Source organism: Lysobacter enzymogenes (assembly GCF_900106525.1).
GTDB classification, from domain to species: Bacteria; Pseudomonadota; Gammaproteobacteria; order Xanthomonadales; family Xanthomonadaceae; genus Lysobacter; species Lysobacter enzymogenes.
In genome coordinates this window covers 583634-598574 of the sequence record NZ_FNOG01000003.1, presented here as the reverse complement: position 1 = coordinate 598574, position 14941 = coordinate 583634, and the positions used below count along the sequence as shown (strand labels likewise).

Here is a 14941-nt window from a genome sequence, read left to right as displayed (position 1 = left end):
AAGCACGCTTCCCCAGCCCGCTTCGCCCCCTGCCAGCGCCTTAGCGCGGCAAACCAGCCCCCAACGGACGTAATGATGACGCGAATTCCTAATCGCCGCCTGCTCGCCCTCGCCCTTGCCACGGCAATGACCTCGGCCCCGGCGATTCCCGCGATGGCGCAGTCCGCCGATCCGTTCGCGCTGGGAGGCGGCGCCAAGACGCCGGCGGCCGGTTCGTTCACCGTCAGCGACATCCGCATCGACGGCCTGCAGCGCATTTCCGCCGGTACGGTCTTCACCTACCTGCCGGTCGAGCGCGGCGACACCATGGACAGCGCCAAGGCCGGCGACGCCATCCGCGCGCTGTACAAGACCGGTTTCTTCGAAGACGTGCATCTGGACCGCCAGGGCAACATCCTGGTGGTGACCGTGGCCGAGCGCCCGGCGATCAACAAGCTCACCCTGAGCGGCAACAAGGACATCAAGTCCGACGACCTGCTCAAGGGCCTGAAGGACATCGGCCTGGCCGAAGGCGAAACCTTCGACCGGCTGGCGCTGGACAAGGTCACCCAGGACTTGGCGCGCCAGTACAACAACCGCGGCAAGTACAACGTCGAGATCACCCCGACCGTGTCGCGGCTGGACCGCAACCGCGTCGACATCACGATCAACGTCAAGGAAGGCAAGGCGGCCAAGATCCGCCACATCAACCTGATCGGCAACGACAAGTTCGAGCAGAAGGACATCCTCAACAGCTGGGAGTCGCGCGAGCACAACTGGCTGAGCTGGTACCGCCGCGACGACCAGTACTCGCGCGAGAAGCTCTCCGGCGATCTGGAAAAGCTCAACGCCTACTACCTCGACCGCGGCTACGTCGATTTCGCCATCGACTCGACCCAGGTCTCGATCAGCCCCGACCGCCAGGACATGTTCCTCACCGCCGGCCTGACCGAGGGCGACCAGTACAAGATCTCCAGCGTGCAGGTCACCGGCGACACGGTCCTGCCGAAGGAAGACATCGAGAAGCTGGTCATCGTCAAGCCCGAGCAGATCTTCTCGCGGCGCCTGCTGGAAATCAGCTCCGACGCGATCACCGCGACCCTGGGCAACGTCGGCTACGCCTTCGCCCAGGTCAATCCGATCCCGGACATCAACCGCGAAAACAAGACCGTCGGCATCAACATGCAGGTGGTGCCGGGCCCGCGCGTCAACGTGCGCCGGGTCGTCTTCAAGGGCAACACGCGCACCGGCGACGAAGTCTTGCGCCGCGAGATGCGCCAGTTCGAAGGCACCTGGTATTCGCAGGCGGCGATCGACCGCTCCAAGATCCGCCTGCAGGGCCTGGGCTACTTCGAAACCGTCGACGTCGAGAGCAAGCCGGTGCCCGGCAGCAACGACCAGGTCGACGTGATCTACAACCTGAAGGAAACCACTTCGGGCAGCTTCGTGTTCGGCCTGGGCTATTCGCAGCTGGGCAAGCTGACCACGCAGATCCAGCTGTCGCAGAACAACTTCCTCGGCAGCGGCAACCGCGTGTCGGTGCAGGCGCAGCGCAGCTACTACCAAGAGCGCTTCGACTTCTCCTACACCAACCCCTACTTCACCGACGACGGCGTCTCGCTGGGCTACAACCTGTCCTGGCGCAAGCTCGACTACTCCGACTTCAACACCGCGCAGTACTCGACCACCAACGGCACCGCGCAGGTGGTGCTGGGCATTCCGCTGACGGAAACCGACGCCATCACCGGCCTGGTCGGCATCGACAGCAACGAGATCCTGATCGGCCGCAGCTACACCCCGCAGAGCATCGTCGACTACCTCGACGCGCTCGGCCGCCAGACCTTCCACGCCTGGCGCGCGCAGATCGGCTGGGGCCGCAACAGCCTCAACCACGCGCTGACCCCGACCGCCGGCACCCAGCAGCGCCTGTGGCTGGAAGCGACCCTGCCGGGCTCGACGGTCGAGTACTACAAGATCAACTACAGCTTCTCCAAGTTCTGGCCGCTGTCGCGCCACCTGGTGCTCAACACCCGCGCCGAACTGGGCTACGGCGACAGCTACGGCAAGGACACCAGCCGCGTGATCGACCGCGACGGTCCCAACGGCCCGCTGCCGCCCGAGACCATCACCGCCACCGGCCTGCCGTTCTTCGAGAACTTCTACGCCGGCGGCGTGCGCTCGGTGCGCGGCTTCACCGACAACACCCTGGGCCCGCGCGAAGCCTCCAACAACGGCACCTACGCGCAGCCGCTGGGCGGCGCGTTCAAGACCACCGGCTCGCTGGAAATGTACTTCCCGACCCTGCTCGACACCCCGGCCGCGCGCGTGTCGGCGTTCGTCGACTTCGGCAACGTGTACAAGGACTACGACTCCTTCGACGCGGGCGAGCTGCGCGCTTCGGCCGGCATCGCGATGATGTGGCGCTCGCCGATGGGCCCGATCTCGATCAGCTACGCGTTCCCGTTCAAGAAGCAGGACGACGTGCTCGACGTCAACGGCAAGAAGACCGGCCGCGGCGACGAACTCGAGCGCCTGCAGTTCACCTTCGGCGGCACGTTCTGAGCGCGGCCGCGCCGCAGCACGCCGACGTGGACATCCAGGCGCACAGCGCGCGCGAACTGGCCGAGCGTTTCGCGCTCGGCCTGCACGGCGACGGCGAGGTCCGGGTCGGCGGCGTGGGCACCCTGGCCAAGGCCGGGCCGACGCAGCTGGCGTTCCTGGCCAACCCCAAATACCGCTCGCAACTCGACACCAGCACCGCCGGCGTGGTGGTGATGCGCGAGGACGCGGCCGCCGGCTACGCCGGCACCGCGCTGATCGCGCGCGATCCCTACGCGGCCTTCGCCAAGATCTCCGCGCTGTTCGAACCCCGGCCCGAACGCCCGGCCGGCATTCATGCCTCCGCCGCGATCGATCCCAGCGCCGAAATCTCCCCGCTCGCCCACGTCGGCGCGTTCGTCAGCATCGGCGCGCGCAGCCGCGTCGAGGCCGGCGCGGTGCTCGGCCCGGGCTGCGTGATCGGCGAGGACTGCATCGTCGGCGAAGGCTGCGAACTGGTCGCACGCGTCACCCTGGTGACCCGGGTGCGGCTGGGCAAGCGCGTGCTGATCCATCCCGGCGCGGTGCTCGGCGCCGACGGCTTCGGCCTGGCGATGGAGTCCGGCCGCTGGCTCAAGGTGCCGCAGCTCGGCGGGGTCCTGGTCGGCGACGACTGCGAGATCGGCGCCAACACCACCATCGACCGCGGCGCCATCGAGGACACCGTGCTCGAGGAAGACGTGCGCCTGGATAACCAGATCCAGATCGGCCACAACGTCCACATCGGCGCGCACAGCGCCATGGCCGGCTGCTCGGCCGCGGCCGGCAGCGCGAAAATCGGCCGCTACTGCCTGATCGGCGGCGGCGCCGGCGTGCTGGGCCACCTGGAGGTCTGCGACAAGGTCACCGTCACCGCGATGAGCCTGGTGACCAGCTCGATCCGCGAACCCGGCGAATACTCCTCCGGCACCCCGCTGATGGACAACCGCAGCTGGCGCAAGAACGCCGCGCGCTTCAAGCAGCTCGACGCGATCGCCCGGCGCACCCGCGGCGCCGGCGGCGAGCGCGACGACGCCTGAGCCTCGCCGGGCCTGCCTTTCGGATACGCGCGCCGACGTGCTTCCATACGGTGCCGCCACACCCGCCGGGGAAACTGCGGGACAATGACGGAACCGCGTCACACCCCAAGGGCCGCCAGGCACGGCGGCTGCGAGCACAGGACGTGCGATAAAGGACGAAAGACAAGATGAGCCAGACCCTGCAACTCCCGCTCGACGTGCCGGCGATCCAGCAGCTGCTGCCGCACCGCTACCCGTTCCTGCTGATCGACCGCGTGCTCGAACTGGAACCCCACAAGCGCGTGCTCGCGATCAAGAGCGTGAGCTGCAACGAGCCCTTCTTCAACGGCCATTTCCCCGGCAACCCGGTCATGCCCGGCGTGCTGGTGATCGAGGCCTTGGCGCAGGCCGGCGGCCTGCTGACCCAGGTCTCGCACGGCGGCGTCGCCGCCGGCCGCTCGTTCTATCTGGTCAAAGTCGACAAGGCCAAGTTCTCGCGCATGGTCGTGCCCGGCGACCGCCTGGAACTGGAAGTCACGCTCAAGCGCATGATCCGCAACATGGCCCTGTTCGACGGCGTCGCCCGCGTCGACGGCAACGTGGTGGCCTGCGCCGAGATCATGTGCGCCGAGGCCAAGGAATAATCGCGATGAGCGCCGCCATCCACCCCACCGCCTTCGTCGACCCCGCCGCGAAGCTCGGCGACGGCGTCGTGGTCGGCGCGTTCTGCTACATCGGCGCGGACGTCGAGGTCGGCGCCGGCACCCAGTTCGGCCCGCATTGCGTGGTCCACGGGCCGACCCGGATCGGCCGCGACAATCGCTTCCACGCGCAGTGCGCGATCGGCGGCGATCCGCAGGACAAGAAGTTCGCCGGCGAGCGCACCGAACTGGTCATCGGCGACGGCAACAGCTTCCGCGAGTTCGTCACCGTCAACCGCGGCACCGGCAGCGGCGGCGGCGTCACCCGCATCGGCGACCGCAACTGGCTGCTGGCCTACACCCACGTCGCCCACGATTGCCACATCGGCAACGACTGCGTGTTCTCCAACAACTCCACCCTGGCCGGCCACGTCACCATCGAAGACCACGTCATCATGAGCGGCTTCTCCGGCATCCATCAGTTCTGCCGGGTCGGCGCGCACGCCTTCATCGGCATGGGCGCGCTGGTCAACGGCGATGTCGCGCCGTTCCTGATGGTGGCCCAGGACGGCTACGGCCGCCCGCGCGGGATCAACACCGAAGGCCTCAAGCGCCGCGGCTTCGGCCCCGAGCGCATCGCCGCGATCAAGCGCGCCTACCGCGCGGTGTTCATGTCCGGCGCGTCGCTGGAAGACGCGCGCGCCAAGCTAGAAGAGCTCGCCGCCGACAGCGCGGACGTGCGCGCGCTGCTGGACTTCATCGGCACCGGCGAACGGCCGCTGTTGCGCTGAGTCCGTCGCGGCGGCCAGCGTGCATCGCTTGCGCATCGGTTCGATCGCGTTCGAGTACCGGATCGAGCAGCGCGACTACACGATCGAAATCGGCGAGTTGTTCATCGATGAGCGCCCGCTCGCCGACTGGCTCGGCAGCGCGCGCCACCTGGGCAACTGCCATACCGATTTCGACCCGCGCACGAGCGCGCCGCGGCGCGCATGGGCGCGCGAGGCCTTCCTCGGGCTGACGCCGGCCGACAACCAGAACGGCAGCGGCCGCCTGGTGCTGTACCGTTGCCACTGCGGCTGCGACTACTGCGGCGTCGTGTCCTGCCTGGCGAATTTCGACGGCGATCGCGTCGTGTGGGATCAGTTGACCTACGAAACCGAGGACGGCCCCATGCTCGAGCGCGATCCGGACGAAGCGCCCGAAGACAGTCTGTTTCCCCCAAGCGGGCCGTTGCGTTTCGTCTTCGACCGCGCCCAATACCAGGCCGAACTGGAACGCCACTTCCAGCCGCGTCCGTCCTGACGGCATGACGCCGAAGGGCGTCCCTCTTCCGATGAACGCCCTTGCGGCGCGCGAGCGCCATGCATGGCCGCGGCACTGCGGAACGGCTTGCCCGGCGTCAGGTCCGTGACGGATTCGGCCAGAACAATCGGCATGGCGAGCGTCTTGCCTCGGCATTCCAGCAGAAATCCCCCCTCAGTCGGGGCTGCCTTCGAATGACGCAACTTCACCCGTGCCTCGCCCGAAGACCCACCATCGAAGTTCCAGGCCGAGCGGTTGCCCGGCTGTCGCCGAGCGATGCGCCGAAGAAGCCGGAACCGGGGCGCGTATCGACGTACCGGCTCCGCGCGAGCCGTCGGTACGCCCTCAACCTCACACCGCATCCGGTTCGGTGGAATCGTCGCCGTCGAAATCGAACTTGCGCCGGAACCCGTTCGTGCGCCACGCGCCGATCGCCACGCCCAACCCCATCCAGGCGGCGCCGATCAGCTTCGCAGGCAGGCTGAGGCTGATCCACAGGACGAAACAGACCAGAAAGCCGGCCAGCGGCAAGGCCGCGTTCCAGAACGTTCGCTGCTTCGCGCGCACGAAATAGTGCAGGAAAGCCGCCATGTTCACGCCCATGAAGCCGAGGAGGGCGCCGAAGTTCAACATCTCGGCGCCCAGCGAAAAGGACATCAAGAACGCGCCGACCATCACGATGGATCCGACGAAGATCACGTTGTTGCGCGGGATCCGGGTATCCGGATCGAGCGTCGCGAATGCGCGCCCAGGCAACGCACCGCTGCGCCCCATGCTGTAGAGCAGACGCGCCGCGCCCATTTGCGCCGCCATGCCTGAGCCGAAATTGGCGACCAGCAGCGTAACGCCGAGGATCAACGCCAGCGGCGCCCAGGCGCGCGAGACCGCTACGACATAGGCCGTTTCCACGTTCGCGAACGTCTCCCCGGCCGGCCACACCAACTGTGCCAGATACACTTCCGCAGCGGCCAACGTGCCGATGGCCACGCAGGTCAGCACCGTAGCCACGAGAATGTTGCGACGCGGGTTCTCCACTTCCTCAGAAAGTGTCGAGATGCTATCGAAGCCGATGTAGGTGAGCACGGCGATGGACGTGCCGTGCATGAGTGTCGAAACCGTGAAAGTGGACGGATCGTAGAACGGCCGGGTCAGCGCGGACGCATCGAGCTGCTCGCCGGTCAAGTAGCGGATCACCGCGACGAACACGAGTACGACCACGACGCCCATGCCGGCGGCGAGCCAGGCATTGGTTCTCGCAGACGAGTGCACGCCGCGGATATTCAGCAGGGTGAAAAACGCGGCAAATCCGATCTTCCATAGCCACAACGGCACCACTGGCGCTAATTGGAACGCCTGCTGCGCACACCAGATGGTACAGATCACCGGGTTGAGCACGTAGTCCATCAACATGCTCCAACCCGTCGCCCATCCTAACGAAGGATGGATGGCGCGGGAGACGTATGCGAACGCCGAGCCCGCGTTGGGATACACCTGCGCCATGCGCCCATAGCTGATGCCGGTGAGCAGCATGGCCAGCATCGCGATGAGCACCATCGTAACGACGTGCCCGCGACCGCTTTCGTACAACACGCCGAAGGAGGCCATGGGCGCCACCGGCTGGATAGCGATCACACCGAACAGGATCAGATCGCGCAGCTTGAGCGTGCGCTTGAGATGCAACGCCCCTTGATCCCTAGACAACGCTGGGGAGGTGGACTGGCTCATGTACGGATGCCCTTGAGTCGACGCGACGACGATGAACGGCTGGAAGCCGTGGACTCACACCCGGCTCCGGACAACAGCCCCATCGCTTGCGCAGCAGCGCCGATGATGCCGGCCTCGTTGCCCAGCGCTGCCGGCACCAACTCGACGCGGTGCTTCAGGTGCTGGAAGAACTGTCGATGCTCGGCACTCACGCCACCGCCCAAGATGATCAGTTCAGGCTGGACCACCGTTTCGACGAGCGCGAGGTACTCGCTCACCCGGGCCGCCCAAACGGGCCAGGTCAGTTGCTCGCGCGTGCGCGCGCCGGCCGCGGCGTACTGCTCGGCGAACCCACCATGCAGCGGAAGCAGGCCGAACTCGCACGGGATGACCGCTCCCTCGTACGCCAGCGAGGATCCGATACCGGTCCCGAAGGTCAGGATCAGCGTCTTTTCCGTACGTCCGCGCCCTGCGCCGTAGCGCATTTCGGCGCGCGCGGCGGCTTCGGCATCGTTGAGGATCGCGACCGGATGCCCGGTCGCCTGCGCGAGCATCTCGGCATCGATGCCGGCGACCTCCGGATGCAGGTTGTCCGAGGTAAGTACCCTGCCCTGTTGCACCGTGCATGGAAAACCGATTCCGATCGCGACAGGGCGGCCGAATTCGGAGGCCAGTTCGACGATGGCGGCCACCAATTGGCGGCGCGACATCGGCTCCGGCGTGGATATCGCCCGCACGCCGGCTTTCAGGCGTCCACAAGCCGGGTCGATCGGCGCCGCCTTGATCGACGAGCCGCCGATATCGATGCCGAGGACGAAGTCCGTAGCGCTCATCGGGACTGTTTCCGCAGCGCCGGCGTCACCGGCGGCCGGCCTTGCGGATCGGCAATCCGCCGGGCGGCGCGACGTCCGCGTAGGCCGCATGCTCGTCGCCCATCTTCACGTCGTCGATATAGACGACGCGCTCGGCGACCGTGGACGGAACCGCGTTGAACTTGTCCTCGTTCCGCTTCTTCCAGCCCGGGTGGTAGAGGCCGATCTTCCAATAGGGCGTGCGCACGTGGCCCGGCCGATACGTGGTAGGGCCGCGCTTGTCGAGGACGGGCACGCCGTCCTTCCAGACCTGAAGCAGTCCCTCGCCATCGGACGACCACTTGACGTGGAAAACCCAGGCGGTCCAGCGTCCCGCGTCTACCGGGCCCGCATCGGAGTCGTCGTTCGTCCCCTCGCCCTCGATGCCGTAGTTGTTGTCGATCTCCCAGGTCCGACCCTTGATCGCCAGCGCCAGCGGGGGATATTTGCCGCGCGCCGTGCTGGGCAAACTGCTGATGTGATGCCATTGCGTCACGATGTCGCCATGGTCGGTGGCGTTCGGGCTGCCGAACGTCCAGTCGGCGGGCACGAAGATGCGCAGACCGTACCAACGCTCCTGGAAACCCGGCTCGGCGGTGAGCGCCAGCTCCGACCGGAACGTATCGAGTCCGCGCTTCACGGTGAACTGCAGCGCCTTGTCGCCCGAATGCGCCGGTAACGGAGCGTCGACGACCTTGATTCGTTCCTGCTTGCCCCACTCGGCGCGCGGCGGTTCCAGTTCGAGCGCATAGCGGTCGTCGAGCGTGTACTTGCTCCATTTCAGGAACGAACCCTGGTCGAAACCGTCCTGAAACATCAGGACGCCTTCGCGCTTGATCCAGGTGGGTTGCATGCCCGCCTGAGGATCGTCCCCGTCTTTTGCCCAAGCGGTGGCGGGAATGCACGCGATCAAAACGAATAGTGCGACACAACGAAGATTCGAAGCGATGGGAGGCATGGTGGTGGCACAAGCCTTTGACGAGATGGGATTCGGAAATCGGGCGAAACGGATGCTGCGAAAGGGCGCAGGGCTTGCGATCGGCGCTCATGTCGAACGCTTACGCCGAGGGCCGGCGCGATCTACCTGCGACGGTCCTTCACGGTGCGAAAACCGACATTGGAAAGGGTCGAGTCGGGCGTCGCATGCGATCGCCCGGCGACGCGGTAGTTGCTGCAGAAGTTTTCCGAACACAGATACGAACCGCCGCGCATCACCCGTTCGCTCCCGCCGGCCGGTCCGCGCGGATCGCGCTTCGGCGAATGCGCGTAATAGTTTTCGTCCCAGCGATCGGCGACCCACTCCCAGACATTGCCGGTCATGTCGTAAAGGCCATAGCCGTTCGGCGGGAAACGGGCTACCGGCGCCAGCCCCGAATAGCCGTCCCTGCCTTCGTTGCGATCAGGAAAGTGGCCTTGCCACCAATTGGCCATGGCCTTGCCGCCGGGATTGAGTTCATCGCCCCAACTGTAGGTCTTGCCTTCGAGCCCGCCGCGCGCGGCGTATTCCCATTCGGCCTCGGTCGGCAGGCGGTGGCCGAGCCATTTCGCATAGGCGTCGGCGTCGTTCCAGGACACGTGGCTGACCGGATCGTCCGGTTTTGCATTCGACTTGGGGCCGTTCGGATGCCGCCAATCGGCGCCGTCCACGCGGGTCCATTTCGCCAGATCGATGCGGAACACACCCGACCAGCCGAACTTCTCGGCCTCGGTCCTGTAATGCGTCGCCGCAACGAATCTGGCGAACTGGGCGACGGTCACTTCGGTCGCATCCATCCAGAACGAATGGACCGCGACTTCGTGCACCGGCTTCTCGTGGCGCATCGACATCGCACCATCTTCCTTGGCGGCGGAGCCCATCGCGAACGTCCCACCTGGAACATGCACCATCGCCGCAGGTCGCGCCGAGCGCGTCGCCGCCCATTTCCCCGCCGCAGGGCTCGGCCCCGGCGGCAGCAAGGCGAACAGAAGCACGACGGCGATGCCTCGCCTGAGGCCCCGAAGAACGACATCACTTGGTGTAGTCATACTCGTGCTCAAGCCCGAACATCTCGATCGCCTCCGCGCCGGGGCGCGGCTTCTTGTCTATTTCGCTGAAATAAGGCGCTGTATCGAAAATTTGGACATCGCCACCGGTTTCGCGCGGATCTGCGGTCTCGATCAGGTACTGGCGCATTTGCGCATGCAGCTTTTCCTTCACCGCCTTGAAAGCGGGATCGGCGGCCAGGTTGCGCAACTGATCGGGATCCCTGCGGACATCGTAGAGCTCCTCTTGCGGCCGTTTACCCATGCTCAAGTCGAACAGGGGCTTTATCGCCGGGTCGTCTCGGTGAGCCATCAGATAGAGCTTGGCGCCGCCCGGGTAATGCATCATGTAAGGATCGATGTCGCCGAAAAGCGGGGGATCGCCGGCGGGCCAGCGGGAGGCCTCGTAGTTCTTGATGTACAGATAGTCGTGGGTGCGGATCGCCCTGCCGGGATAACCCAGTCCGTGCTGGCGCACGAAGGCATGCCGCTCCCTGCCGTACACCACGAACTCGCGCGGCGTCGGTTCCGCGCCACCTCGCTCCAGAAGGGACAGAATGCTTTTCCCGGTCATCTCGCCAGGCACCGGCACCTTGGCCAAGTCCAGGAAGGTGGGCGCCAGATCGTTCAACGTCAGCAACCGCTCGGAGACGGAGCCGGCCTTGAATTTTCCGGGCCATGACACGATCAGCGGTACGTGCGTGCCCGAATCGTAGAGATTGGCCAAGCCGCGCGGCATCTGCCAGCCGTTGTCGCTGACCACCACGACGACGGTATTGCCTGCCTCGCCGCTTCGCTGCAAAGCCTGCAGGGCGTCGCCCAGATCCTTGTCGAAGGCCTCGACCGCGGCGTAATAGTCGGCGATGTCGCTGCGCACTTCCGGGCTGTCCGGGAGGTAGCCGGGCACGTCGATCCTGGCCGGATCAATGCCTGCCTTGACGCCGCTGCCCACTTCGTAGGGGCGATGCGGATGCAGGCTGCTGACCCAATAGGTCCAGGGCGTTCCAGCTTTCTTGGCCTTCAGGAAATCGGGGAAGCTGTTGTACGGGTTGCCGGCGGGATTGCGCTTGCGTCCGTTGGCCTCGAAGCTTCCGGGGCCCCATCCTTTTCCGTCGAAGCCCACCTGGTAGCCGGACGCCTCCAGCAGGTCGGGATAGGTCTTGTACTGCGTGGGCAGGATGCTCCACAGGTCGGCCCCCTCGCGCAGACGCCATATGTCCTGCCCGGTCAGGAAACCCGCGCGCGACGGCGTGCACGACGGCGAACCGTCGAAGGCGTTGGTGAAGCGCACGCCTTCCCGCGCGACGCGATCCATATTGGGCGTGCGCACGACCTTGTCGCCGTAGATGCCGGCGTGCGACCAGTACTGGTTGTCGGACATGACGACCAGGATGTTCGGCCGGTCGGCGGTCTTGGTTTCGCCTTGCTTGTTCGGCTCGCACCCTGCGATGAACACAATGACCATCAACAGGATTGCGAAAACCTGCAACCTCGCTTTCATTTGCCCTGCCTCCTCAACGATCTGACCGATACCGCATCCGCGCGATTCGCCCGCCGCCGCGCGCAATGCCGACTTGGGGCCACGGGGTTACATCGACTCTCCGCCCCGGAAAAGAAACCTTGTTCCCGGCCGAATACGCGAATCGCGCATCCGCTCGGCGTTGGGCTTCGAAACCGGATACACGGGCTCAGAACTTCTGTTTGTATTCCACGTAGTAGTAGCGGTCCGGCACGCCGAAGGCGGGGCTGTAGCCGATGCCGCTGCCTGACAGGCCCGGGGTCATCGATACCGAAGGCTGCTTGTTGAACGCGTTGCGTACGCCGCCCGAGATGCGTCCATCGTTCAGCCAAGGCGTCTTGTAGGAGACGTTGATGTCGTGGATGGCATACGCGCCAAGGCGGTTGGCGCTGCCGCCACGCAGGAACGGCAGGTACGTGTTGTTGGCGACGTTGCCGTTCGGATCCGCGAAGGTCGGCTCGCCCAGGTCATTGCACATCTCCACCGCGATGGTGCCCACGAAGCGGCATTGCTCCTTGAGGCTGGAGTAGTAGCGCGTGGTCCACTGCACGCCCCAGTTGCCCAGGCTCCAGCCCACCGACAGGTTCGAGCGCAGGCGCCAGTTCGGCCGCGTCGGCGCGGAGTTGGCGCTGTAGGTTCCGGCCAGGCTCTGGAACGGCGGGAAGGCGCTTTGTTGGAAGAGCGCGAGATAGGTGTTGCTCCACTCGACCCGGAAATTGCCCCAGGACTCGGTGTTCAAGCGATAGGCCGCACGGAAGTCGTAACCGGTATAGCGCTCCCCGGCGCCGCTGTTGAGGGCGGCGTTGCGCACGTAGGTCACGGCGCCCTGCGCATCGCGCAACACCCAGGTTTCCGGGCACCGCTGCGCATCGCCGTAGTAGGCCAGGCAATTGTCCAGCATGTCCTGCACATCGGGCCTGACGATGCTGTCGCGGAAACGCACGTCCCAGTAATCCACCGACAGATCCAGCCCTTCGATGAAATGGGGGCTGTAGAGCACGCCCAGGGTTCGGAACACGTCGCGCTCGGGCTTCAGTTCCCTGTTGGCGTTTCTCTGCGAGGTCACGCTGGGCGCGAACCGGCTGTCGTAACCGCCCGCCGGAACCCCGAAGCTGCGGCATTTCGCCTGCAATTCGGGCGACAGCTGCGCGTAGCGATTGGCGGTGACCGCGTTGCTCGAATTGGTGGTGAACGAGCAAGGATCGAACGTCGATCCGCCCAGCGCGATGGCGCTGACCATGTCGTTCTGATTGAGGCCGTTCAGGTCATAACGGAAGCCGGTGCTGTAGCTGCCGCGCAGCGCAAGATCATCGGAGACCTTCCACTTCACGCCCAGCTTCTTGTTGAACGTGTTCACTCCGTTGTCGAACTTCGAATAGCGGCCGGCGATGCTGAAGTCGAGCTGCTTGACCAGCGGCAGGTCTTTCAGCACCGGCACGTAGAACTCGGCGAAGATCTCCTTGGTCCCGTAACCGCCGCCCGAGGCCTGGCGGGAGGCGCTCCCCACCACGTCGCCCAGGCGCAGCGCTTCGCCCGGGGTGAAACGGGCGCTGACGGTATGGCGCTCGAATCCGCCCGCCATGCCTACATCGCCGGCCGGCAAGCCGAACAAGTTCGGTGTGCTGATCTGGACGAAGTAATCGTTGTCGCGGAAATGATTGGCGAAGCCCGCATCCGCACCGGGAACTTGAAGGTAATTGAGCATTTCGGGCGTGACCGCGCCAGCGCCCAGCAGGTTCAGCGGTACGCAATCCGGGATCACCGTGGCCGGCGCTGCCGGCACGGCCGGCCGGCCCGGTCGGGCCGGGGCGCCCGGCGTGGCCGGCGTCCCGCAAACGATCCGGCCGCTGGCGTCCTTGTAGGACGGACCCAGGGCGTTGCGCAGTCTGCCGGCGCTGATCTCGTACAGGGCGTCGGCATGCTGGGAGGTGGTGCCGGTCATGAAGCCGACCTCCCAGTCGAAGTTACGGTCGAGCAGTTCGAAATTGCCGGTCAGCGACGGCGAGATGACGCGGGTCAGCACCCGGCTTGCGAACTGCCGCCCGCCGGCTTCCGCCAGCGAACGCTGGGCGCGCGCGATGGGCTGGCCGAACGGGTTGTAAAAGCTGTTTGCGGGAATCACGAACGCATTGGCGGTCGTGCCCACATCGATCGCAGCCGGCGGCAGCGGCCGTTTCATGCTTTCTTCCATGTACTCCGCGAACACCTTGAACTGCATGCGTTCGCCGATGTCGAACTTCATCGAACCCACTGCCGAGTGCCGCTTGTATCCGACGATCAGGTCGCGATAGCCGCGGTCGTTGAACGGATCGGTGTTGCTGTCATAGGGACGCCAGTCCCTGCCGGTCTTGCCTTCGTCGTAAGTGAAGAACCTGCCGCGGCTGCCCGACGGATCCTGTTGCGAACCGGTGGGGCAAATGCCGCCGGCGAGCGCCGTTCCCGTCCTGCAGAGCAGGAACCGGCCGGCGGGCGTGGAGTTGCTCCACAGCAGCGAGTGCGGCGCGCCGAATGGCGGCGGCTCGCTGGTGATCTCGTACTCGGTATTGCTGATGCCTTCGCCCTCGGCGAATTGCACACCCAGCATGGCGGAGAATCGGTCGCCCGAGTAACCGCCGGCCAACTGCAGGCTGCGCTCCGCGCCGCCCTTGCCGTAGGTGCCGTAACGGACGCTGCCCTCGATGCCGTCGTAGTCTTCCTTCAGGATGATGTTGACCAGGCCGACCATCGCATCGGCGCCGTACAACACCGAACCGCCGTCCTTCAGCACGTCCACGCGCTCGATCGCCCCCAGCGGGATCGAGTTCAGATTGACGACGCCTCCGTTGTCGGAGCCGCCGACCCAGCGATGGCCGTTGACCAGCACCAGCGTGCGGTTCGAACCGATATTGCGCAGGTTGGCGTAGGAGTTCTGGTTGTTGTTGGACATGCGGCCCATGCCCTCTCCCGACACGGCCAGCATCCTGAGAACGTCGTCCACCGAGGTCACGCCCATGCGCTCGATCTCGGCGCGCGTAACCGAGGTCAGCGGCACCGCGCTTTCCATGTCCACGCCCTTGATCTTGGAGCCGGTGACCGCGACGCGGTCGAGGGTCTTCGCCTCGGCCTGGGACGACGCAGCGGACTCGCCTGCCGCGGGCGCGGTCTGCGCCTGGGCCTGGCCGACCAGTCCGATGCCGATGCCGGCGGCCAGCGCCGTCAGCCGCAGCAGCGATTGCCTCACGCGGTATTGATGCGATCTATTCACTTTCCTTCTCCCCAAGGCTCGTTCGACTGCCTCGGCCTGGGCGCCCAATCGCGCAGGCCGACGCGGGTGTTGCGGAACTG

Annotated in this window: 11 protein-coding genes; 5 read left to right on the top strand and 6 right to left on the bottom strand. The window is 65.8% G+C overall.

The annotated features are described in order from the left end of the window. Positions 1-75 precede the first annotated feature (75 nt). From bamA to BLU84_RS10405, 5 genes are all read left to right on the top strand, one after another. The gene (gene bamA, locus BLU84_RS10425) at positions 76-2541 is read left to right on the top strand and encodes an outer membrane protein assembly factor BamA (protein ID WP_074866643.1); all 2466 of its coding nucleotides are present in this window, start codon (positions 76-78) and stop codon (positions 2539-2541) included. Positions 2542-2567: 26 nt separating this feature from the next. Beyond that, a complete protein-coding gene (gene lpxD / locus BLU84_RS10420) occupies positions 2568-3596 on the top strand; it encodes a UDP-3-O-(3-hydroxymyristoyl)glucosamine N-acyltransferase (RefSeq protein ID WP_074866123.1) in 1029 nt (342 codons plus the stop codon). Positions 3597-3763: 167 nt separating this feature from the next. After that, on the top strand, positions 3764-4219 hold the full coding sequence (gene fabZ, locus BLU84_RS10415) for a 3-hydroxyacyl-ACP dehydratase FabZ (protein ID WP_074866121.1): 456 nt from the start codon (positions 3764-3766) through the stop codon (positions 4217-4219). 5 nt (positions 4220-4224) lie between these two features. Further along, entirely contained in the window at positions 4225-5007 is a 783-nt protein-coding gene (lpxA, locus tag BLU84_RS10410; protein ID WP_074866119.1) for an acyl-ACP--UDP-N-acetylglucosamine O-acyltransferase, read from the top strand. A gap of 19 nt (positions 5008-5026) precedes the next feature. After that, the gene (locus tag BLU84_RS10405; protein ID WP_139174904.1) at positions 5027-5521 is read left to right on the top strand and encodes a hypothetical protein; all 495 of its coding nucleotides are present in this window, start codon (positions 5027-5029) and stop codon (positions 5519-5521) included. 351 nt (positions 5522-5872) lie between these two features. On the opposite strand, the gene BLU84_RS10400 is transcribed toward BLU84_RS10405, so the two are convergent. From BLU84_RS10400 to BLU84_RS10375, 6 genes are all read right to left on the bottom strand, one after another. After that, positions 5873-7246, bottom strand: coding sequence for an APC family permease (locus tag BLU84_RS10400; protein WP_074866115.1), 1374 nt, complete (start codon positions 7244-7246; stop codon positions 5873-5875). Further along, positions 7243-8058 carry an ROK family protein gene (locus BLU84_RS10395; protein WP_074866112.1) on the bottom strand — a complete coding sequence of 272 codons (816 nt, stop codon included), beginning with the start codon at positions 8056-8058 and terminating at the stop codon, positions 7243-7245. The genes BLU84_RS10400 and BLU84_RS10395 overlap by 4 nt, the downstream gene beginning before the upstream one ends. Before the next feature lie 25 nt (positions 8059-8083). Continuing rightward, the gene (locus BLU84_RS10390) at positions 8084-8929 is read right to left on the bottom strand and encodes a polysaccharide lyase family 20 protein (RefSeq protein ID WP_074866111.1); all 846 of its coding nucleotides are present in this window, start codon (positions 8927-8929) and stop codon (positions 8084-8086) included. Between the two features lie 227 nt (positions 8930-9156). After that, positions 9157-10047, bottom strand: coding sequence for a formylglycine-generating enzyme family protein (locus BLU84_RS10385; RefSeq protein ID WP_211664520.1), 891 nt, complete (start codon positions 10045-10047; stop codon positions 9157-9159). 37 nt (positions 10048-10084) lie between these two features. Continuing rightward, positions 10085-11599, bottom strand: coding sequence for a sulfatase family protein (locus BLU84_RS10380; protein WP_074866105.1), 1515 nt, complete (start codon positions 11597-11599; stop codon positions 10085-10087). A gap of 187 nt (positions 11600-11786) precedes the next feature. After that, complete coding sequence (locus tag BLU84_RS10375) at positions 11787-14909, bottom strand: TonB-dependent receptor (RefSeq protein WP_139174902.1); 3123 nt, start codon at positions 14907-14909, stop codon at positions 11787-11789. Positions 14910-14941: the final 32 nt, after the last annotated feature.